General features: G+C 71.8%; 19 protein-coding genes and 1 tRNA gene. 6 read left to right on the top strand and 14 right to left on the bottom strand.

Annotated elements, in window-relative coordinates; all coding sequences use genetic code 11:
* Nucleotides 1-82 precede the first annotated feature (82 nt).
* Both OIE12_RS12390 and OIE12_RS12395 read right to left on the bottom strand, forming a co-directional pair.
* The gene (locus OIE12_RS12390; RefSeq protein ID WP_329134700.1) at nt 83-436 is read right to left on the bottom strand and encodes a hypothetical protein; all 354 of its coding nucleotides are present in this window, start codon (nt 434-436) and stop codon (nt 83-85) included.
* 122 nt (nt 437-558) lie between these two features.
* Complete coding sequence (locus tag OIE12_RS12395; protein ID WP_329134701.1) at nt 559-2,898, bottom strand: immune inhibitor A domain-containing protein; 2,340 nt, start codon at nt 2,896-2,898, stop codon at nt 559-561.
* 546 nt (nt 2,899-3,444) lie between these two features.
* Here OIE12_RS12395 and OIE12_RS12400 point away from each other — a divergent pair.
* Nucleotides 3,445-3,708: a hypothetical protein gene (locus OIE12_RS12400; RefSeq protein WP_329134703.1), complete on the top strand. Its 264-nt coding sequence runs from the start codon at nt 3,445-3,447 to the stop codon at nt 3,706-3,708.
* A 15-nt stretch (nt 3,709-3,723) separates the two neighbouring features.
* On the opposite strand, the gene OIE12_RS12405 is transcribed toward OIE12_RS12400, so the two are convergent.
* Nucleotides 3,724-4,389 carry an RDD family protein gene (locus OIE12_RS12405; protein WP_329134704.1) on the bottom strand — a complete coding sequence of 222 codons (666 nt, stop codon included), beginning with the start codon at nt 4,387-4,389 and terminating at the stop codon, nt 3,724-3,726.
* A gap of 411 nt (nt 4,390-4,800) precedes the next feature.
* On the opposite strand from OIE12_RS12405, the gene OIE12_RS12410 reads away from it, so the two are divergent.
* Nucleotides 4,801-5,325 (top strand): hypothetical protein, encoded by a 525-nt coding sequence (locus tag OIE12_RS12410; RefSeq protein ID WP_329134706.1) that lies wholly within the window; start codon nt 4,801-4,803, stop codon nt 5,323-5,325.
* A gap of 87 nt (nt 5,326-5,412) precedes the next feature.
* On the opposite strand, the gene OIE12_RS12415 is transcribed toward OIE12_RS12410, so the two are convergent.
* Nucleotides 5,413-6,963: an RDD family protein gene (locus tag OIE12_RS12415; protein ID WP_329134708.1), complete on the bottom strand. Its 1,551-nt coding sequence runs from the start codon at nt 6,961-6,963 to the stop codon at nt 5,413-5,415.
* A gap of 311 nt (nt 6,964-7,274) precedes the next feature.
* On the opposite strand from OIE12_RS12415, the gene OIE12_RS12420 reads away from it, so the two are divergent.
* Nucleotides 7,275-7,730 (top strand): SsgA family sporulation/cell division regulator, encoded by a 456-nt coding sequence (locus tag OIE12_RS12420; protein WP_329141894.1) that lies wholly within the window; start codon nt 7,275-7,277, stop codon nt 7,728-7,730.
* 10 nt (nt 7,731-7,740) lie between these two features.
* Here OIE12_RS12420 and OIE12_RS12425 read toward each other — a convergent pair whose 3' ends face one another.
* Together OIE12_RS12425 and OIE12_RS12430 are read right to left on the bottom strand one after the other, a co-directional pair.
* The gene (locus OIE12_RS12425) at nt 7,741-9,147 is read right to left on the bottom strand and encodes an FAD-binding oxidoreductase (RefSeq protein ID WP_329134710.1); all 1,407 of its coding nucleotides are present in this window, start codon (nt 9,145-9,147) and stop codon (nt 7,741-7,743) included.
* Nucleotides 9,148-9,548: 401 nt separating this feature from the next.
* The gene (locus OIE12_RS12430) at nt 9,549-10,022 is read right to left on the bottom strand and encodes an Lrp/AsnC family transcriptional regulator (RefSeq protein ID WP_030383405.1); all 474 of its coding nucleotides are present in this window, start codon (nt 10,020-10,022) and stop codon (nt 9,549-9,551) included.
* Between the two features lie 124 nt (nt 10,023-10,146).
* Between OIE12_RS12430 and hppD the strand changes: the two genes are divergently transcribed.
* On the top strand, nt 10,147-11,292 hold the full coding sequence (gene hppD / locus OIE12_RS12435) for a 4-hydroxyphenylpyruvate dioxygenase (RefSeq protein ID WP_329134713.1): 1,146 nt from the start codon (nt 10,147-10,149) through the stop codon (nt 11,290-11,292).
* Between the two features lie 49 nt (nt 11,293-11,341).
* Here the strand turns inward: hppD and OIE12_RS12440 are convergent, their stop codons facing one another.
* The 6 genes from OIE12_RS12440 to OIE12_RS12465 all read right to left on the bottom strand — a co-directional run bounded on the left by OIE12_RS12440 (nt 11,342) and on the right by OIE12_RS12465 (nt 17,175).
* A complete protein-coding gene (locus tag OIE12_RS12440) occupies nt 11,342-12,133 on the bottom strand; it encodes a S16 family serine protease (protein WP_329134715.1) in 792 nt (263 codons plus the stop codon).
* 69 nt (nt 12,134-12,202) lie between these two features.
* Nucleotides 12,203-12,844: an IclR family transcriptional regulator gene (locus OIE12_RS12445; protein ID WP_329134717.1), complete on the bottom strand. Its 642-nt coding sequence runs from the start codon at nt 12,842-12,844 to the stop codon at nt 12,203-12,205.
* Nucleotides 12,845-13,160: 316 nt separating this feature from the next.
* A complete protein-coding gene (locus tag OIE12_RS12450) occupies nt 13,161-14,966 on the bottom strand; it encodes a DEAD/DEAH box helicase (RefSeq protein ID WP_329134719.1) in 1,806 nt (601 codons plus the stop codon).
* Nucleotides 14,967-15,098: 132 nt separating this feature from the next.
* Nucleotides 15,099-15,467 (bottom strand): type II toxin-antitoxin system death-on-curing family toxin, encoded by a 369-nt coding sequence (locus OIE12_RS12455; RefSeq protein ID WP_329134721.1) that lies wholly within the window; start codon nt 15,465-15,467, stop codon nt 15,099-15,101.
* On the bottom strand, nt 15,467-15,664 hold the full coding sequence (locus OIE12_RS12460) for a hypothetical protein (RefSeq protein WP_329134723.1): 198 nt from the start codon (nt 15,662-15,664) through the stop codon (nt 15,467-15,469). The genes OIE12_RS12455 and OIE12_RS12460 overlap by 1 nt, the downstream gene beginning before the upstream one ends.
* A gap of 32 nt (nt 15,665-15,696) precedes the next feature.
* A complete protein-coding gene (locus OIE12_RS12465) occupies nt 15,697-17,175 on the bottom strand; it encodes an MFS transporter (protein ID WP_329134724.1) in 1,479 nt (492 codons plus the stop codon).
* Nucleotides 17,176-17,260: 85 nt separating this feature from the next.
* Between OIE12_RS12465 and OIE12_RS12470 the strand changes: the two genes are divergently transcribed.
* Nucleotides 17,261-17,358 (top strand) — tRNA-OTHER (locus OIE12_RS12470).
* 24 nt (nt 17,359-17,382) lie between these two features.
* Here the strand turns inward: OIE12_RS12470 and OIE12_RS12475 are convergent.
* Entirely contained in the window at nt 17,383-18,471 is a 1,089-nt protein-coding gene (locus OIE12_RS12475) for an SDR family oxidoreductase (RefSeq protein ID WP_329134726.1), read from the bottom strand.
* 154 nt (nt 18,472-18,625) lie between these two features.
* Between OIE12_RS12475 and OIE12_RS12480 the strand changes: the two genes are divergently transcribed.
* Entirely contained in the window at nt 18,626-19,231 is a 606-nt protein-coding gene (locus OIE12_RS12480) for a TetR/AcrR family transcriptional regulator (protein ID WP_329134728.1), read from the top strand.
* Nucleotides 19,232-19,281: 50 nt separating this feature from the next.
* Here the strand turns inward: OIE12_RS12480 and OIE12_RS12485 are convergent, their stop codons facing one another.
* Nucleotides 19,282-19,872, bottom strand: coding sequence for an SUKH-4 family immunity protein (locus tag OIE12_RS12485; protein ID WP_329134729.1), 591 nt, complete (start codon nt 19,870-19,872; stop codon nt 19,282-19,284).
* Nucleotides 19,873-19,977 lie beyond the last annotated feature (105 nt).

Below are 19,977 nucleotides of genomic sequence, written 5' to 3' on the forward strand. Positions count from 1 at the left end.
GGGTGGGCGGGTTCGTCGGCGGGTGCGGGTGCGTTGTGGCTGGTCGCGCAGTTCCCCGCGCCCCTTGAAAGCGGAGCCCCCACTACATTCGCACCGCCGGGCGGCGTAGTAGCGCGCGGATGGGGTGCCAGAGTTCGGGGGTCGGTAGGCCGACACCGGGCGTCGTGCGCCAGACCAGGCCGTCGGGGTGGTGCAGCACCGCTGTGATCTCGTCCGGCGTCGGGGGCGCCGCGTTGCCCCGCAAGTACACCGCCCGCATCCCCAGATTCCGCAACCGCGTCAGCGCCCGCGCCCGGTTCACCGCGTGCACCAGCACGCGTACCCCGCCCGGCGGTACCGCCCCGGAGGCCGGCCCCGCCGTCTCCGCCGGACTGGGCAGGTTCAGGGCCACGACCACATGGCCGTTCGGCAGCTTGCAGAAACCTCCTGCGGCCATGCAGTCACACCTCCACGAGGACCGGCGTCAATAAGCAGCTCACAGCACGCACCTAAACACGATCGGCCGCGACCCGCCAGGGGGTCGCGGCCGATCACGCTCTGACCTGCACTAACGCTCGTTTACTTGTGGGAGCGCCCCACCTCGACCGTGATCGTCGAGCCGTCGTGCGGGGCCCGGACGATGCGGATCGTCGTGTGGGTGTCAGTGATCTTGACGCCGCCGGTCGGGTTGGCGGTGTCGTAGTACGTGCTCGCCCCGTCGTCGAACACCCGCACACCCTTCTGGGAGGGAACCCGCGTCGCCTTGTCCGCGGAGTGCAGCGTGAGCGCGTCGGTGCGGGCGGTGGTGAACGTGGAGTCGTACGACTGGATGCGGTTGCGCATCAGGGTGCCGTCGTTCCACTTCAGCGCCTTCGGGTGGGCGTCGACCGGGAGGATCAGGCCGGTGCCCGCGTGCTGGGTGGTGTTGTTGTCGGGCTGGGAGGTGTCCCACTTCCAGATCAACAGGCCGTTCTGGTACGGGTAGTGCTCGACCCAGTCCGGACGGGTCGTCGAGAAGCCGAAGTTGTACGGGCCGGTCTTCAGCGTGGTGTCGTACGACACGTACTGGCGGTTCTCGGCGATGTAGTACTGCGCGTAGTCCTTGGTGAAGTCCGCACCGATGCGGGAGAAGCCGTCGGCGGTCCAGGCGGCGTCCGCGGACTCGGCGTCGTCGGAGAAGACGGTGGCGCCGTCGGCCGTGACCGCGATCTCGTCGGCCGCGAAGCCCTTCTGGGCCACGCCGCCGTCGGTCTGGTAGCGGAAGCGGAGCTGGATCTTCTGGCCGGCGTAGGCGTCCAGCGGGAAGGTCAGCTTCTGGTAGGCGTCGACGGAGCCGGTGAGGGCCGGCTTGTCGCTGGCGTCCCGCGGGATGGCGGTGCCGTCGGCCAGGGTGCCGTCCAGGGCGGTCCAGTTGGAGCCGTCGGTGGAGACCTCGGTGTACAGGTAGTCGTAGCCGTTCTCGATGTCCCACCAGCCGTCGAGGGTGAGGGACGCGGCGGACTTGCCGGTGAGGTCGACGCTGCGGGTCAGCGAGTTGCGCAGGTCGTTGCCCTGGCCGCTCCACCACTGGGTCGAGCCCTGCGCGGGCGGGACGACCTCGGTCTTGACCGCCTTCTCGGGCAGCGTGACCACCAGGGCCTGCTTGTTCCTGGTGTTGTACTCGGCCAGGCCCAGGGTGTGCCGGGACTTGGTGGCGGCCTTGGCGGTGGCGTAGTCCAGCCAGCCGAGCTGCAGCTTGTCCCAGGCGTTCATGTCGCCGGGCAGATCACCGATGGCCTGCTTGCCGGTGCCGAGCCAGGAGCCGGAGGACATCAGCGTCCAGAAACCGGTGGAGTTGTCGCCGCCGTTGGTGTCGTACTCGTCCGGCAGGCCGAGGTCGTGGCCGTACTCGTGGGCGAAGACGCCGAGTCCGCCGTTCTCCGGCTGGATGGTGTAGTCGCCGACCCAGATGCCGGTGTCGCCGACCTGGGTGCCGCCGAGCTTGTTGTCCGCCGGGCCGGTGGCGCCGGCGTCGGTGCCGAAGGCGTACCAGCGGTGGGCCCAGATGGCGTCCTCGCCCTGCGCGCCGCCGCCGGCGGACTCGTCCTCACCGGCGTGCACGAGCTGGAAGTGGTCGATGTAGCCGTCGGGCTCGTTGAAGTCGCCGTCGCCGTCGTAGTCGTAGCGGTCCCACTGGTCGTACTGGGCGAGGTCCGCCTTGATGTCGGCGGCGCTGCGGCCTTGCGCCTCCTGGTCGGCGACCCAGGCGTTGACGCCGTCCTGGACCGCGTTCCACGCGCACTCGTCGCACGAGTTGGAGCCGTAACGGGCCTCGTTGTAGGGGACCTTGACCCAGTCGGTGACCTCGCCGTCGACCGAGTAGCGGCCCGAGGACTGCTTCTCGTAGTACTTCTTCAGCGACTCGGTGTTCTTGCCGGTGCCGAAGTAGAGGTCCTGGAAGTGCTGCTGGTTGTAGTCGGCCTGCCAGGCGGTGCTGTTGTCCTTGCGGCGGTCCGGCGCGGCGATCTGGTTGTGCAGCGGGCCGGCGGTGCCGCCGTAGCGGCTGTCGACCTTGTCGCCGAACTCGACCAGGATGGTGAAGATCTTGTCGGTCTTCTCCCGGCCCAGCTCGACGTACTTGCTGTCGCCCTTGCGGCCGTGCAGCTGGACGACCTGCGAGCCGTCCCGGCTCTTGACCTTGGCGTCGCCGGAGATGACCTGGTCGAGCGCCTCGGCGCGCTGGGCCTTCTGGGTCTTGCTCATGGGCCCGTCGAGGTCGTGCGCACGGGTGTTCACCGGCTGCGGGTCGTGCCGGTCGACGGCCGGGGCCGGTGCCTTGTCGGCGGCCTGGGCGACGGCGAACGTGGAGTACGTCGCGGTCGCGGTCGCGAGCGCGACGAGTGTCGTCGCCGCTCGATACGTCCAGGGTCTGCGTATCACTTGATGTCCTCCCCTGACGCGTCCCGTGCGCGGAAGGGGGGCCAGGGCCTGTTGACGGGGGTTCCCGTCGAGGGTCCGCGCGCGGTATACGCGTGTAGTCAAGTGACGAACATTTGACCGGACGTTGCCCGGAAAAAACAGTCCTTGACTTGGACAGGTCAATTGCATTATGCGGAGGTTACGTCCGCTATACGGACGGGTGGCCCGTGGATGGCTGTTCACCGTCGACGGGCGCGTGGCATCGGCGTGTTGGCATAGTCCATGACTCCGTGCGCCCCCTGTGCACCGGCCCCCGGGGTGAGGGCACGCTTACCGCACGTTCCCCCGGGGCATGCCAGCGGAAGGGAGTCGACGGGCGGAAGTCGAGGCCGGAACGCCGGACCGGTGACCGATCGTCAGGCTGACACCGTTGTCGCCCTGCGATGCCCAGTGTGCCCGGCGGAAGCGTCCTCGTCCGCTCCGCCGCTTCGCCACCACCACAGCCGTTGTCCGCCATCTCCCCCAGCGCGAGAGGCACCGGGGGGAGAACCACCCCGAGGACTGACCATGCCTCGTCCGACCACCGCACAGCTCGTCTACGGATCCTGCACCGTGATCTTCTCCACGCTCGCCATGCTGCTGCTGTCGCAGGCGAGTTCGGTGCTCGCGATCGCCCTGATCGCGGTCGCGGCGATGGTGCTGGGGCTGCTGGTGGCGGTCACGGTGCCGGTGCCGACGCCGGCGACGTCGCCGTCCTCCAGGAGGGCCGGCAGGTCCCCGGAGACTGTGGGCGCCGGTGCCGGGGCGGTGCGGGAGCCGGCCAAGCCGTGAGGTGCGCCGTGGGCGTCATCTGTCGGTGCTGACCACCACCGTCTTGGCCGCCTTGTCGTGCAGGCCCTGTTTGTAGGGCCGGTCGAAGAAGCTCCAGCCGCCCGAGATCGCCGTCCAGACGCAGGCGCAGCAGAACGCGAAGGGCAGCCAGAGCACCGCGGCGCGGGTGAGGTTGGCGGACACGGAGGGCGTGGCGCCGTTGCCGAGGTCGGCGACCCTGAGGTGGAGCCATCTCTTGCCGAGGGTCTGGCCGGTGCGGCTGATCAGCACGGTGTCGTACGCGATGTAGAGCACGGCGGCGATGACGGACTGCCCGATCGACGCGCCGTAGTCGACGGTGCCGCCGTCCATGTCGTAGTCGTACTGGGTGGTGTGGAAGGCGTAGGAGAGCAGCCAGACGACGATGCCGACGAGGATGAGGTCGATGACGCGGGCGAGGACGCGTCTGCCGCTGTCGGCGAGGGGCGGCATACCGGCCAGCGGATCCGGGCCCGGCCCGTAGGGCCCACCCCCGTACGGGTCACCGCCGCCTGGGTACCCCGGGTATCCAGGGGGCCCTTGCCCGGGGGTGCCGTAGGGGCTTCCCCCGGGGTGGTCGTAGGGGCCGCCGGGTGGGGGTGGGTTGCCGTACGGGGGTTTTCGGAGCGGGTCGTCGTCGGGCGGCGGCGGTTCGGTGCTCATGGCCACGAGTCGACCGCGCGGGGCGGGGGCGCGCATCCGGCGGGGGCCCGTCCGGGGTACGGGCGGGGTTCCCGGGGTGCGGGTGGGTGGGGGCTTCTCGCGCGGTTCCCCGCGCGCTCACTGATCGTGCCGTTACAGGCAGCGGATTACAGTTCCGCCGACACAGCTCGGGCTCGCTCGGTGGACAGTGGGCTCCTCGAACATCGCACCTGCGCGGCACACGGAAGAGGACGTATGCGAAGGCAAGACGAGAACGCCCGGGACAGGGAAATCCACGGCAGGTCGACGCGGCGTCCCGGTCACAGCGTCTCGCGGTCCGGGACCACGACCGTCGCGGACGCGGCGGCGACCCTGTCGTATCCCACCGCGGCTTCCTTACTGACCCTTAAGCGCTCCGCGGGGAACGCCGCGGTGGCCACCGCGATGGAGAACAGTCGGCAGAACGCCGCTCACGCGAGCGGTGCGCAGTCGGTTGTTCAGCGCTCCCCTCGCTCCTCCCCCGAACGCAGCACGATGACTTTCAAGGGGAAATACGTTCGACAAGGAAACAGAAACGGAAAGACCACCCGGAGTCGTGACAAGGTCCTCTACACCTCCGACCTCGGGCCTTGCGTTGCCGTGTGCGGATTCGACGGCAGTACGGCCTTCATGATTCACAGCGACTCCACCGGCACCTCGGGATTCGGTCGCACCAGCCTCAAGGACGGCATCAACTCGCTTGTGGCGATGGGCACCGGAGCAGGATGGACGATTTCTCTCATCGGAGGTTCCGTGAGGGGATGTATGAGTTACCTTCAGCAGCGCTATCCCGATGCCTCGTTCAGGGATCTCGGGGAAGCGGAAGGCGCCTACATCACAGGGGACGGAGTGGTGGCGACTTCCAAGCGCCGCCTTGCCCGGCGTTACGGCGTTGACTCGATCACCATCGAGGAGTGACACGGCGGGAAAGAGGGCTCCTCCCTCTGGACCCCCGGGTGACCGGGGTCACCCGGGGGCGCGGGGCGGAGCCCCTGGGCAGAGGGGTTACGCCGCCACGAACGTGTGCGCCGCCTTGTCGTGCCAGCACTGGCGCCAGGGGCGGTCGAACAGGCACCAGGCGACGCCCACGATGCCGACCGCCAGCAGGCCCGGCACGCTGTAGACCAGCCAGCGGCGCAGTGCCGCGCCGAAGCCCGGCGGTTCGTGGGCCTCGATGTCCCGGACCTGGAGCCCGCACAGCTTCTTGCCCAGCGTGCGGCCCCACTTCGCCGTCGGCAGCGCCTCGTACAGCGCGCCGAAGATCAGGAGAACCGCCAGCACGATGCCGGCGTACACGGACGTCGTGCCGTCGAGCAGCCAGACCGTCACCGTCTCGCCGGACTGCTTCGCCGCGTCGATCTTGTCGTTGACGTGGTCGAGTGCCTTCGTTCCGAGGGGGACCGCCGCCGTGGCCGTGATCGCGCCGACGACCACCGTGTCGATCAGCCGGGCCAGCAGCCGCTTCCCCAGGCCCGCGGGCCTGGCCGCGGCCTGGTTGCGGACGAGTGCCTGGAAGGGGTCCTCGACCACCGGCTTCCACGGCGCCACCTGCTCGCCGTCGGAGCCGGCGTTTCCGGCAGGTCCGGCGGATCCGCCGGCCAACTGGTGCACCTGCTGTGCCCAGGAGGGCTGTCCGCCGCCGGGGCCCGTGGTCACGGGGGAGGACGGAGGCGCGCTCTGGCCCTGCGCGGGTACGGCCGCGGCGGGCGGGGTCGCTGCGGGCGGGGTCGCTGCCCGCGCGGCGGGCGCCGCCGGTGTCGCCGGCTGCGGTGGGGGTGCCGGCGCCGCCACCGGGCCCTGTTGCGGTACCCGTCCCGCCGGTGCGTTCGGGTCCAGGCCGAGCGCCTGGCGCGCGGCGGACGCCGGGTCGGCGCCGCCGCCCGGCGTCTCCCCCGCCTTCGCCTGACGGCGGAAGACCATCGTGCCCTCGGGCCGCGCGCCCGCGCCCGGCTGCGGCTCCGGTTCCGCGGGCGGGATCGTCGCCGTACCGTCCGTGCGCGCCGCCCGGCCGTCCGGCTGGGCCGGCGGCGCGGACGTGTGCGGGACGCGCGGATCGGCGGCCGCCGGGGCGCCCCACGAGACCTGACGGTCCCGGTCGCCGCCGAAGCCGGACTGCTGGGCGCGGTCGGCGCCCCACGCCGAGGCCGGCTCCGGCCGCCGCCCGTGCTGGGCGTCGGCGGAACCGGGGCCCTCGGCGGCCTGCGGCTGCGGCTCCGACTCCGGCCGCGAGTTCGGCTGTGGGCGCGCGGCGTCGGCCGTCGGCCCGGCCGCCGACCCACCACTGCCCCCGCCGCCCGTCTCTTCCTCGTCGAAGAAGTGCGGCCCCGTCTCCTCCACCTGGGCCGGAGCCGCGGGCGCAGCCGGTGCCGGAGCCGGCGCCGCGGGCCGCACGCCCGGTGGGGGTGCGAGCGGGCCGCCGTCCGTCGGGGCCGGGCGGCTGGTGCCCGGCACCCACGTCGCACCGTTCCAGTACCGGACGTAGCCGGGGATGGACGGGTCCGGGTAATACCCCTCGCGGGGCCTGTCGTCGCCGGGGGCCGGGGTGGGGGCGCTCATGTCCGTCGTCCCGTATCTGCTCGAGGGGTCATCGGGGGCTCCACATCTCTATCAGAATCGGCGCACATGACACCCCGGTCCGGGTGGACCCGGCCCTTTACGGGCGACACCGCGCACGCCCTTCTCACACCTGGACCACATCGGTCGGAATTTTTTCCCCCGACTCGCGTAATGCTTCCCACGCCCGGGTGCTCTCCCCCGTACGCGGACCGACCGCGGGCACGCGTACGACAGGCACGCGTGGGAAGCGACGGGAAGAACGGGAAGAAGGAGAGCGCCGCATGGGGCAGGACGAGCACGCTCACGAGCACATGCACGGACACACGCACGGAACCGGCCACGAACACCTCACCGAGGTCGAGCGGGAGCTGGAGCTGAGACTGGTCCTCTCCCCCGAACGGAGCGTCCCCGTGGCCGCCCTGTTCGCCTACCGCACCGAGGACCCGTACGCCGTCCACCTCACCTTTCACATCGACTCCGTCCATCCGATCCGCTGGACCTTCGCCCGGGACATCCTCATCGACGGGATCTTCCGCCCGTCCGGCCACGGCGACGTACGGGTGTGGCCGGTGAAGACGGAGACCGACGGCCGGCTCGCCGCCCGCGCCCTGATGCTCGCGCTCACCTCCCCCGACGGCGACGCCCTGCTCCAGGCCCCCGCCGACCCGGTCGCCGCGTGGCTGGAGCGGACCCTGCGGATCGTGCCGCCGGGGTCCGAGGGCGACCGGCTCGGGTGGGACGATGATCTGTCCCAACTGCTCGCGTGACGTCCGAGGTTCAGAACAGCTTGCCCGGGTTCAGGATGCCCAGCGGGTCGAACACCTGCTTGATCCCGCGCTGCATCTCCACACCGACCGGGCCGAGTTCGCGGGCCAGCCACTCCTTCTTCAGTACGCCCACCCCGTGCTCCCCGGTGATCGTGCCGCCGAGGTCCAGGCCGAGCGCCATGATCTCGTCGAACGAGACGCGGGCCCGCCGCGTCTCGTCGGGGTCGGCGGCGTCGAAGCAGACCACGGGGTGGGTGTTGCCGTCGCCCGCGTGGGCGCAGACGCCGATGGTCAACCGGTGCCGTTCCGCGATGCGTTCGACGCCCTCGATCATGTCGCCGAGCCGGGAGCGGGGGACGCACACGTCGTCGATCATCGTCGTGCCGGTCGCCGCCTCCAGCGCGGGGAGCGCCATGCGCCGCGCCTGGAGCAGGAGTTCGGACTCGGCGGCGTCCTCAGCCGGTACGACGGCGGTGGCGCCCGCCGCCTCGCACAGCGCGCCGACGGCGGCGAGGTCGGCCGCCGGGTCGGGGGTGTCGAACGCGGCGAGCAGCAGCGCGCGCGTCGACTCGGGCAGGCCCATGCGGGTCATCGCGTTGACCGCCCGGACCGTCGTGGCGTCCATCAGTTCGAGGAGGGACGGGACGTGCCCGCTCTCCATGATCCGGCACACGGCGTCGCTCGCGGTGGCCGAGGAGGGGAACTCGGCGGCGAGCGCGAGTTGCTCCGGCGGCTTCGGCTTCAGCGCCAGCACGGCCCGTACGACGACGCCGAGCGAGCCCTCGGAGCCGACGAAGAGGCGGGTGAGGTCGTAGCCGGCGACGCCCTTCGCGGTGCGGCGGCCGGTGTGCAGCAGGCGGCCGTCGGCGAGGACGACGTCCAGGCCGAGGACGTACTCGGCGGTCACGCCGTACTTGACGCAGCACAGGCCCCCGGAGGCGGTGCCGATGTTGCCGCCGATGGTGCAGCTCTCCCAGCTGGAGGGGTCCGGGGGGTAGTGGAGGCCGTGGGCGGCGACCGCGCGGGAGAGGGCGGCGTTGACGACGCCGGGTTCGACGACGGCGATGCGGTCGACGGGGTCGATCTCCAGGATGCGGTCCATCCGGACGAGTGACAGGACGAGGCAGCCGTCGGTGGCGTTGGCTCCGCCGGAGAGGCCGGTGCGGGCGCCCTGCGGGACGACGGGGATGCGGAGGTCGGTGGCGGTGCGCAGGGTGTGCTGGACCTGTTCGACGGTGCGGGGGAGGACGACGGCGGCGGGGGTGCCGGAGGGGCAGAAGCTCGCCATGTCGTGGGCGTAGGTGGCTGTGATGTCGGGGTCGGTGAGGATCGCGTCCGGGGGGAGGGTGGTTCGGAGGCGGGTGAGGAGGGTGGTGGTGGGTGTCGCTGCGTCGGGGCGTGCGTCGGTGCGGCTCATGATCCGAGCGTGGCATTGGTGGGGTGGGGGTGTGAACCCCGCTGGGTGGGAGTTCGCGTCGGATGTTTTCGCCCCCGCCGCCCCTACCCTTCCCATCCCTTCAAGGGGCTCCGCCCCTTGGACCCCGGGGGTGCGTTGTCGAGTGCGGGTGGGTGGGGGTGCGCCGCGCAGTTCCCCGCGCCCCTGACGGGGCACGGATAGCTGCTCGCGCACCCGCGGCGGAGCCGCGCAAAAGACACAGTCCCGCGCCCCTGACGGGGCACGGATAGCTGCTCGCGCACCCGCGGCGGAGCCGCGCAAAAGACACAGCCCCGCGCCCCTGACGGGGCACGGATAGCTGCTCGCGCACCCGCGGCGGAGCCGCGCAAAAGACACAGCCCCGCGCCCCTGACGGGCGCCCCTTACTCCGCGTCCCTCGCCGCCTGTTCCACCAACGGGATGATGCGCAGTGGGACCGGGTTCTCCATGACGATGGCTGTGGAGGCGCGGACTATGCCGTCGAGGGCCACTACGCGGTCGATGACGCGTTGGAGGTCCGCGTTCGAGCGGGCGACGAGGCGGCAGAGCATGTCGCCGCGGCCCGTGGTCGTGTGCAGTTCGAGTACCTCGGGGACGCTCGCCAGGTGGGTACGGACGTCCGCGCCCTGGCCCTGGCGGATCTCCAGCGTGGCGAACGCGGTCACCGGGTAGCCGAGCGCCGCCGGGTCGACCTCGGGGCCGAAGCCGCGTACGACCCCCCGCTCCCGCAGCCGGTCGAGCCGGGCCTGGGCCGTGCCGCGGGCCACGCCCAGCCGGCGCGACATCTCCAGCACCCCGATCCGCGGCTCGCGCGCCAGCAGGACGATGAGCCGGGCGTCCAGGCGGTCGATCGTCATATCCACCTCCCGGCCATGGGCATCCTGTACAGATCGACGGCCCTTACGGGCCCCTCACTGGGCAGAGTGCCCAGCCGAAACGCAAACTATTGCGCACCTTGCGGATGCGGGAGAGCCTGCGAGTATGACGCAGACCACACACCACACTCCCGACACCGCACGGCAGGCAGACCCCTTCCCGGTCAAGGGAATGGACGCGGTCGTCTTCGCCGTGGGCAACGCCAAGCAGGCCGCCCACTACTACTCGACCGCCTTCGGCATGCGGCTGGTCGCCTACTCCGGACCGGAGAACGGCAGCCGCGAGACCGCTGCTTACGTGCTGGAGAACGGCTCCGCCCGGTTCGTCTTCACCTCCGTCATCAAGCCGACCTCCACCTGGGGCCACTTCCTCACCCAGCACGTGGACGACCACGGCGACGGCGTCGTCGACCTCGCCCTCACCGTCCCGGACGCGCGGGCCGCGCACGCGTACGCCGTCGAGCACGGCGCCACCTCGATCGCCGAGCCGTACGAGCTGAAGGACGAGCACGGCACGGTGGTGATCGCGGCGATCGCCACGTACGGCGAGACGCGGCACACGCTCGTCGAGCGGACCGGGTACGACGGCCCGTACCTGCCCGGGTACGTGGCGGCCGACCCGATCGTCGAACCGCCGGCCCACCGCACGTTCCAGGCGGTCGACCACTGCGTCGGCAACGTGGAGCTCGGCCGGATGAACGAGTGGGTCGAGTTCTACAACAAGGTCATGGGCTTCACGAACATGAAGGAGTTCGTGGGCGACGACATCGCGACCGAGTACAGCGCGCTGATGTCCAAGGTGGTCGCCGACGGGACGCTGAAGGTCAAGTTCCCGATCAACGAGCCCGCGATGGGCAAGAAGAAGTCGCAGATCGACGAGTATCTGGAGTTCTACGGCGGTCCCGGCGTCCAGCACATCGCGCTGGCCACCAACGACATCGTGCGGACGGTGCGCACGATGTCGGCGGCCGGGGTGGAGTTCCTGAACACGCCCGACTCGTACTACGACACGCTCGGCGAGTGGGCGGGCGAGACCCGGGTGCCGGTGGAGACCCTGCGCGAGCTGAAGATCCTCGTCGACCGGGACGAGGACGGGTATCTGCTGCAGATCTTCACCAAGCCGGTGCAGGACCGGCCGACGGTGTTCTTCGAACTCATCGAGCGGCACGGCTCGATGGGCTTCGGCAAGGGCAACTTCAAGGCGCTGTTCGAGGCCATCGAGCGGGAGCAGGAGAAGCGCGGCAATCTGTGACCCGTTGACGACGGGTGACGAGGGGCTCGGTTCCGGCGGCTGGAAGGGTTCAGCAGCTGGGGACCGAGCCCTTGCCCTTCTCCAGGGCGACGAGTGCGGAGACCGCGCCCTTGAGGGTGGTGACCGGGATCAGCCGCAGCCCCTTGGGGAGGTCGGCGCTCGCGTCGGAGCACTCGGCCTTCGGCACCAGGAAGACGGTGGCACCGTCGCGCCGGGCGGCCTGCGTCTTGAGGCCGACTCCGCCGACGGGGCCGACCTTGCCGTCGGCGTCGATCGTGCCCGTACCGGCGATGGTGCGGCCGCCGGTGAGGTCGCCGCCGCTGCCGTCGCCGTCGAGTTTGTCGATGATGCCGAGGGTGAAGAGCAGTCCGGCGCTGGGGCCGCCGACGTCGGCGAGTTTCAGCGTGACGTCGACGTCCGAGGCGGACTTGCCCAGGTGGGCGAGGGCCGCCTTGGTGGCGTCGTCCTGGGACTCCTTCATCTCGGCGGTGTTGTGCTGCTCGATCTCCTTGATGTTGTCGCCGCTGGGGTAGACCGAGTCGCGCGGCATGACCGCCTGGTCGGTGCGGAACCAGCCGTCGAGCACGTCGCCGAGCGAGATGTGCGCGTCGGGGCCGGTCGCCTCGATCGTCGTCATCCTCAGCTGCCCGGTGGTGCGGCGGGTGGGGGCCCCGGTGATGGTGATGACCGGGTCGCCCTTGTTCTCGCCGAGGACGTTCGCGGTCATCCCGGGCTGCGCCAGGGAGAACGGCAGCGGCGCGAGGCCCGCCGTGGCGAGCAGGGCCACGACGGGCAGGGCACAGACGGCGAGGGCCCGGGGGCGTGTGAGGCGAGAGAGCACGGAGTCAATCTAACGTGACGCCGGCGGACGACCGTCCGGCCTTCCCCCCCCCCCGGCATCCGGAGCGCCTCAGCGCAGGGCTTCGGCGACCTCGCGGGCGGCGTCGACGACGCGGGCGCCGACGCGCTCGGGGACCGCGTCCGCGAGCATGACCACGCCGACGCTGCCCTCGACGCCGGTGACCCCGATCAGCGGGGCCGCGGCCCCGCTCGCCCCGGCCTCCAGTTCGCCGTGGGTGAGGGTGTAGCCGGGGTCGTCGGGCGGGGTGCGGCGGGCGGCGAGTATGGCGCGGCCGGCGGCGCCGCGATCGAGGGGGTGCCGGAAGCCGGCGCGGTAGGCGACGTGGTAGTCGGTCCAGGTCGGCTCGACGACGGCGACGGCCAGTGCCTCCGTGCCGTCGACGAGGGTGAGGTGGGCGGTGGCGCCGATGTCCTCGGCGAGCGCGCGGAGCGCGGGCAGCGCGGCCTCCCGTACGAGCGGGTGCACCTGGCGGCCCAGGCGCAGCACGCCGAGGCCGACGCGGGCGCGGCCGCCGAGGTCGCGGCGGACGAGGGAGTGCTGTTCGAGGGTGGCGAGCAGCCGGTACACCACGGTCCGGTTGACGCCCAGTTTGGTGGAGAGTTCGGTGACGGTCAGCCCGTGGTCGGTGTCGGCGAGCAGTTTCAGGACCTTCAGGCCCCGATCGAGCGTCTGGGATGTCTCCGCGGTCACGACGCCCACTCCTTCAGTGGTGAGGTCGGCGGGCCTCCGCGCCGGCGGATGCGTCACCGATGTCCCGTCAGTGGCGCGCGTGAAGGCCGCCGATCGGCCGGCGGCCCGGTGGTTCCGGACCTCGAGTCGCTTCACGGCTGCGCTCCGCGGCGGCACTGCCACGGGGCGTGTGCGTAGCGGGACAGTAGCGAAGCGAGTTCGCTGAGCGGAAGCCTCCGTCCAGAATCCGGGCAGGGGCGGGTGGAGACGGGCGGTTTTTGCCCGCATATGAACGGTCCACAGGGCCCACCACCCTAGGGCGCACGCCCGGGCCGGGCTACTTCATGCGGGTCGCCCATTCGCGGACCTTGGTGATGCGTTGGGTCAGCTGGCCGGCCGTGCATTCCGCGCTGGGCGGGCCGCCGCAGACGCGGCGCAGTTCCGTGTGGATGACACCATGCGGCTTCCCGCTCTGGTGGGCGTAGGCGCCGACCAGTCCGTTCAGCTGCTTGCGCAGCTCCAGCAGCTCCTTGTGGGTGACCACGGGCCGCCGCTCCGCCGGCATCTCCAGCAGATCCGCCTCCTCGGCCGGCTTCTTCCGGCTGTGCGCGATCTGCCGTGCCTGCCGCTTCTGCAGCAGCAGTTCCACCTGGTCGGGTTCGAGCAGCCCGGGGATGCCGAGGTAGTCCTGCTCCTCCTCGCTGCCGGGATGCGCCTGCATCCCGAACTCCGCCCCGTTGTAGGTGACCCGGTCGAACACCGCGTCGGACTCCAGCGCCTCGAACGGCAGCATGTCCTGTTCGCCGGTGTCCTCGTCCTGCTCCCGGTTGGCCTCGTCCATCTCCTTCTCGGACTCGGCGTACGGGTCCTCCTCACCGTGCTTCTTCGGCTTGTCGAGGACGTGGTCGCGCTCGCGCTCCATCTCGTTCGCGAAGGAGAGCAGGTCCGGCACGGTCGGCAGGAAGACGGACGCGGTCTCGCCGCGCCGCCGGGACCGTACGAAACGGCCGACGGCCTGGGCGAAGAAGAGCGGCGTCGAGATCGTCGTCGCGTACACGCCGACGGCGAGCCGGGGCACGTCGACGCCCTCGGACACCATGCGGACGGCGACCATCCACCGGTCGTCGCCGTGGCTGAACTCGTCGATGCGGTCGGAGGCGCCGCCGTCGTCGGAGAGGACGAGGGTCGCCTTGTGGCCGGTGATCTCGCGGATGAGTTTGGCGTACGCGCGCGCGGAGTCCTGGTCGGAGGCGATGACGAGCGCGCCGGCGTCCGGGATGCCCTTGCGGACCTCGGTGAGCCGCTGGTCGGCGGCGCGCAGCACGCTCGGCATCCATTCGCCGCGCGGGTCGAGCGCGGTGCGCCAGGCCTGGCTGATCGCGTCCTTGGTCATCGGCTCGCCGAGCCGGGCCTCGATCTCGTCGCCCGCCTTGGTGCGCCAGCGCATGTTGCCGCTGTAGGAGAGGAAGATGACGGGGCGGACGACGCCGTCGGCGAGCGCGTTGCCGTAGCCGTAGGTGTAGTCGGCGGCCGAGCGCCGGATGCCGTCCTGCCCCTCCTCGTACGCGACGAAGGGGATCGGGTTGGTGTCGGAGCGGAACGGCGTACCGGTGAGCGCGAGCCGGCGCGTGGCCGGTTCGAACGCCTCCAGGCAGGCCTCGCCCCAGGACTTGGAGTCACCGGCGTGGTGGATCTCGTCGAGGATGACGAGCGTCTTGCGCTGCTCGACCCGGTTGCGGTGCAGCATCGGCCGTACGCCGACGCCCGCGTACGTGATGGCGACGCCGTCGTACTCCCGGCCGAGCGGGCCCGCGCTGTACTCGGGGTCGAGCTTGATGCCTATGCGTGCGGCGGCCTCGGCCCACTGCTTCTTCAGGTGCTCGGTGGGCGCGACGACGGTGACCTGCTGCACGACGTGGTGGTGCAGCAGCCAGGAGGCGAGGGTGAGCGCGAAGGTGGTCTTGCCGGCGCCGGGGGTGGCGACGGCGAGGAAGTCGCGCGGCTGCTCCTGGATGTACCTGTCCATCGCCCCCTGCTGCCAGGCCCGCAGCTTGCCGGCGGTACCCCAGGGGGCACGGCCGGGAAAGGCGGGCGAGAGGTGGTGCGAGGAGGAGGCTGCGGGGGCGGCGGGGGTAGTAGTCACGGTCTCCGGGGCGGGGTCGGGCGCGGGCACGGCAACCGGGCCACCCTACCGGGGACGTGGCCCGGTCCCCCGGCCGACGGTGCGGCCTCCCCTGCGACTGCGACACGCGTCACAGGAGTGGCCACGGCGGTCTCAACGTGCGAACTGCGGCAACTGAGCAGCGATCTTGGGTACGTCCAGGGCACCCTGCGACACGTCCAGCACGAACCGCTCGGCTTCGTCCACGTCGAAGTCCGGGTCCAGTGGATGTTCGTTCATGTGGAGGAAGACCCACGTCGCGTACCAGGCGGTGCGTTTGTTCCCGTCCACAAGGGCATGGTTGCGGGCGAGGGACTCCATCAGGGCGGCGGCCTTCTGCCACACGTCCGGGTAGGCGTCCTGGCCGAAGACACTCGACTGGGGACGCGCCAGGGCGGAGTCCAGGAGCCCGTAGTCGCGCACCTCGGCGGCCCCGAGCCGCTTCGAGAGGTTCAGCAGCTCGGGGAGCGTGAGGTAGTGCATCAGGCGAGCCTCCGGTTCAGCTCGACGCTGGCCTGGAGTACGTGGTCGGCGGCCTCGTTGAACAGCCGTGAGTGCTCGTTGATGGCCGCGATCACCGCATCGTGAGCGAACGTCTGCATACTGCGCCCCTCGGCCGCCGCGCGTTCGCGGAGGGCGTCGAGTTCTTCGTCGGTGAAGCGAAGGTTCAGTCCAGCCATGTCCGCATGGTACCGCGCGGTACCGCATGGTATCAGCGCAGCGGCACCCGCAACCGCCCCGCCACCCACGCCCCCGCCAGGGCCACCGCCGCCATCGGCAGGAACACCGCGGCGAAGGCGGCCGGGTGGGCGCCGGTCGTCGTCGACTGCGCGGCCGTGTGGGCGACCGTGCCGCCGCCGAGCGCGGCGAAGGCCGCTCCCCCGGCGGCCAGCAGCAGCACGCTGCTCAGGCCGTCGGACATCTGCAGCGCCGCGCTGTTCGCGCCCGCCTCCTCGGGCGCGGACAGCTTCAGCAGCAGCACGCTGGTGGAGGAGATCACCAGCCCCATCCCGAAGCATCCGAACGCCCAGGCCACCGCCACCGTCCAGGCGGGCACGGCGTCGACGAGGACGCTCGGGGCGGTCGCGACGGCCGCCGCGACCAGCACCATCCCCGCCGTGACCAGCCGCTCCCGGTACCGCTCCAGACGCGGCCGGGACTGCACCCACGAGCCGATCGCCCACGTCCCGCCGCCCGCCGCGAGCGAGAACCCGGCGAGCGTCGGGGAGAGACCCCGCTGGGTGACCAGCATCAACGGCACGAACGACTCGGCCGCCATGAAGGAGCCGGCCGCGACCCCGCGCAGCAGCACCACGGAGGGCAGTCCGCGGGCGGCCCGCCAGGTGCCGTGCGGCAGCAGTCCGCGCGCGGCCGGTACGAGCAGGGCGGCGCCGGCGAGGGCGGGCAGGAGCGAGAGCCACCGCAGGTCCTGCGCGGCGTACTGCAGCAGCCCGGCGCCGAGCGAGACGGCGAGGGCGAGCCGCAGCCGGCGCCGGTTGGACGCCCTGGACTCGGCCGCCGTCTGCGCCGCGTCCTCGGCCGGGCCGCCCGCCCGGCGGCGTATCTGCGGCAGGGCGAGCGCCAGCGGCAGGACCACCAGCACGGGTATCCCGACGAACACCCAGCGCCAGCCGAGCTGTTCGGTGACCGCACCGGCGGCCAGCGGACCGACGATCGACGGCACCACCCATCCCGCCGCGAACGCCGCCATGATGGCCGGCCGCAACGGCTCCGGATACGCCCGCCCCACCACCACGTACAGCGCGACGATCACCAGCCCGCCGCCGAGCCCCTGCACGGCCCGGCCCAGGATGAACGTCCACATCGCCCCGGCGGTCCCGGACAGCAGCAGCCCGGCCGCGAAGCCGGCGATGCCGGTGGTCAGCGGGCCGAGCGGACCGCGCCGGTCGGCCCACTGCCCGGCGAGCACCATGCCGAACAGGCTGGTGGTGAAGTACCCGGAGAACGCGAACGCGTACAGCGAGACCCCGTGCAGTTCCCGGGCGGCCACCGGCATCGCCGTCCCCACCGCCGTCGCCTCGAAGGCGATCAGCAGGACGACGGAGACGATGCCGATGCTCAGCGCCCGGTACGGCCCGCTCAGCACGCCCTCGGCGGCGACGGGCGGGGGCGGCAGGGCGGTCGGTACGGCGTCGGCGACATCGGTGTCGCGCGGGTCGAGGGCGCTCATGCAGGCCAGAGTAAGGGGCGTCACTGACAATGACCCCTGTCGGAGGGCGGTGCTCCCCTCCGACCATGGTCCTAGTCCGACCCCGGGCCGTGTGCCCGAGTGGTTCAGGGATTCGCCTGCGCAGCATCCATCAGCGGACTCCGTCCGCGGGGAATCACGCGGGTTCGATTCCCGCCACGGCCTCAAGTGAACGACCCACAGCGGGCCCTAGGTGTATTGACTCGCAGCGCTCTTGACCAGGCCCAGCCTCAGCAGGCTTTCCGCCGTGGCGACGATCGCCTCCTCCGGCGGGCGGGGGCGCCAGCCCAGTACGTCGCGGGCCTTGTCGGCGTTCGCCCCTCTCACCAGGCCCAGGTCCGGCACGAAGCCGCGCAGGGTGGCGTCCATGCGGGAGGCCAGGCGGATCAACGCATCCGGTATGCGGCGGGTGGGGACACGGGCGGCGGGCGGTCCGAGGCGGTCCCGGAGGACGTGGGCGACGTCGGCGACCCACATCGGCCCGCCCGACGAGCCGAGGAACCGCTCGCCCCGGGCGGCCGGGTCGGTCATGGCGCGCAGATGGAGGTCGGCGAGGTCGCGGACGTCGGCGAAGCAGAAGGACAGGCGGGGCACGCCCGGCAGATCACGGTCGAGCAGACGCTGGACCAGCGTGATGGACGTCGAGTAGTCGGGGCCGAAGACCGGTCCGAGCACGCCGACCGGGTTGATCACGGACAGTTCGAGCCCGTCCCCCTCGCGCTCCACGAAGTCCCACGCCGCCCGCTCGGCGAGCGTCTTGGACTTCGCGTACGCCGAGAGGTGCGGGCCGTCGAGGTTGCTCCAGTCCCGTTCGGTGTACGTCCGCTCCCGTTCGGCATGGCCGTAGCTGATCGACGCGAAGGACGAGGTCAGCACCGTTCTGCGGACCCCCGCGTCGCGTGCGGCGCGCAGCACGCGCAGGGTGCCGTCACGGGCCGGGACGATCAGTTCGTCCTCGTGCCGGGGCACGGTCGGCGGGTAGGGGGAGGCGACGTGCAGGACGTAGGCGCAGTCCTTCGCCGCGGCCGCCCACCCCTCGTCGGACGTGAGGTCGGCGACCACGACGTCGAGCGCGTCCCCCGGCTCGGCGCCGGCCGTGCGCAGCATCTCCCGGACCGTCTCCTCGCGCGCGGGCGTACGGACGGTCGTGCGCACCCGGTGTCCGGCTTCGAGCAGTCGCAGCACGCAGTGCACCCCCAGAAACCCCGAGCCCCCGGTGACCAGCACCGGCCCGCCCCGCGGCCCGCCACTCGCCCCTTCGCCGGTCTCCTCACTCATGACGCCTCACTTCCCTCTCTTCGCACGGCTGCTCGCATGCCCGGGCCGCCGGCCCGTGCTTCGGGTCGTTCTCGACGGTAGCACCGAAGTGACCTCTCGGTCAGTTTTTTATGACTGCTCGGTCATGTCCGTGCCGGCCTCCTACAATGACGGCGTGCCCACACCTCCCGCCGACGCCGCGCGCCCCGACTCCACACCGGTGACCCCGAAGGGGCGCAGCACCAAGGAGTCCCTGCTCAGGGCGGGAGAGGCGGTCGCCGAGCGGGACGGGCTCGGCGGGCTGAGCGTGGCGGCCGTCGCCGCGCAGGCGGGCGTCGCCAAGGGAACCTTCTACGTGTACTTCCCCGACCGCAACGCGTTCGTCGACGCCCTCCACCAGCGCTTCTACGAGCAGATCGGCAGCGCCGTCGCCACCGCCACCGCCGGGCTCGCACCCGGCCGGGAGTTCCTGCTCGCCGCGCTCGACGCCTATCTCGACGCGTGCCTCGCCCACCACGGCGTCAAGGCACTCGTCTTCGAGGCGAGGGCGCGGGAAGAACTCACGGTCACGATGACCGACCGCGTGGCACGGCTCATGGACCTGGCGGAGCCGAGCGTGCGCGCGATGGGCCTGGCCCCGGCGCCGATCAGTACCCGCCTGATCATGGCGCTCGGCTCGGAGGCCGCCCTCGTCGAACTGGAGGCGGGTCACACGGTTCCCGCCGCTCGCGAGACCGTCCGTGCCCTGCTGAACGGCGTGGACCGGACCCACGTCGGCTGACCCGCGGCACGCACGGCCATGCGCGCCGGGGGCCCGCCCGGGGCGCCGGGTCAGACGTACGTCCGGTGGGCCGTCGGGATACGGCGGTCGCGGTGCAGGAGCCAGATGGTGACCATGAGCGTGGACAGGTCGGCCGTCAGCGGGTGCGGGGCGGGGTCCGGGCCGCGCCAGCACCGCACCTCGCCGGTGGCGCCGTCGAGGACCAGCTCCGTGCCGGGCGTCAGGGTGCCCAGGCGTATCAGGCGGTCGGCCAGGTACGGGAGTCGACGGGGCGCCGGGGCCGGCCCGAAGTGCGCGTGCTCCGCCTCGTACTCGGCGTGTTCCGTGAGCGTCGGCAGCGGGACGTCCGTGTCCAGTTCGAAGCCGTAGCCCCGTTCGGGCAGGCCGACCTCGCGCAGGAAGCGGCGGGTGGGTTCGTGCGTGAGCGTGGCCGGGAAGTCGACGTCCTCGAAGCGGACGATCGCCCCCGGGCCGAACGCGTCGTCCAGGAAGCGGTCCGGGAGGTCCAGGGCGAGTCCGCCCGGCCGGCCGGGGCGGCCCGTCGGCCAGCGGCGCGTCTCCGTGCGGGCCCGGACGGCCGTCCACAGCGGCAGCTGCTCCGCCGCCGTGTCCGCCGTCCCGTTCGGGCAGATCGTGTTCATCGCTTCCCCCGTGCACCGTGGCCCGTGTCCTGTGCACCCCGCCGCATGTGGTCACAGCGGCGAGGCGGCCCACATCCCCCGCGGGCCTCCCCGACACGAAAAACC

This window comes from Streptomyces sp. NBC_00670 (genome assembly GCF_036226765.1).
GTDB lineage: Bacteria > Actinomycetota > Actinomycetes > Streptomycetales > Streptomycetaceae > Streptomyces.

Excerpts from the sequence above, each read along its gene's own strand:
- OIE12_RS12390 (WP_329134700.1), bottom strand. The coding sequence starts at position 436 with ATGGCCGCAGGAGGTTTCTGCAAGCTGCCGAACGGCCATGTGGTCGTG.
- OIE12_RS12400 (WP_329134703.1), top strand. The coding sequence starts at position 3,445 with ATGCCTCGTCCGACCACCGCACAGCTCGTCTACGGATCCTGCACCGTG.
- OIE12_RS12405 (WP_329134704.1), bottom strand. The coding sequence starts at position 4,389 with ATGAGCACCGAACCGCCGCCGCCCGACGACGACCCGCTCCGAAAACCC.
- OIE12_RS12415 (WP_329134708.1), bottom strand. The coding sequence starts at position 6,963 with ATGAGCGCCCCCACCCCGGCCCCCGGCGACGACAGGCCCCGCGAGGGG.
- OIE12_RS12420 (WP_329141894.1), top strand. The coding sequence starts at position 7,275 with ATGCACGGACACACGCACGGAACCGGCCACGAACACCTCACCGAGGTC.
- OIE12_RS12425 (WP_329134710.1), bottom strand. The coding sequence starts at position 9,147 with ATGAGCCGCACCGACGCACGCCCCGACGCAGCGACACCCACCACCACC.
- OIE12_RS12430 (WP_030383405.1), bottom strand. The coding sequence starts at position 10,022 with ATGACGATCGACCGCCTGGACGCCCGGCTCATCGTCCTGCTGGCGCGC.
- hppD (WP_329134713.1), top strand. The coding sequence starts at position 10,147 with ATGACGCAGACCACACACCACACTCCCGACACCGCACGGCAGGCAGAC.
- OIE12_RS12455 (WP_329134721.1), bottom strand. The coding sequence starts at position 15,467 with ATGCACTACCTCACGCTCCCCGAGCTGCTGAACCTCTCGAAGCGGCTC.
- OIE12_RS12460 (WP_329134723.1), bottom strand. The coding sequence starts at position 15,664 with ATGGCTGGACTGAACCTTCGCTTCACCGACGAAGAACTCGACGCCCTC.
- OIE12_RS12465 (WP_329134724.1), bottom strand. The coding sequence starts at position 17,175 with ATGAGCGCCCTCGACCCGCGCGACACCGATGTCGCCGACGCCGTACCG.
- OIE12_RS12475 (WP_329134726.1), bottom strand. The coding sequence starts at position 18,471 with ATGAGTGAGGAGACCGGCGAAGGGGCGAGTGGCGGGCCGCGGGGCGGG.
- OIE12_RS12485 (WP_329134729.1), bottom strand. The coding sequence starts at position 19,872 with ATGAACACGATCTGCCCGAACGGGACGGCGGACACGGCGGCGGAGCAG.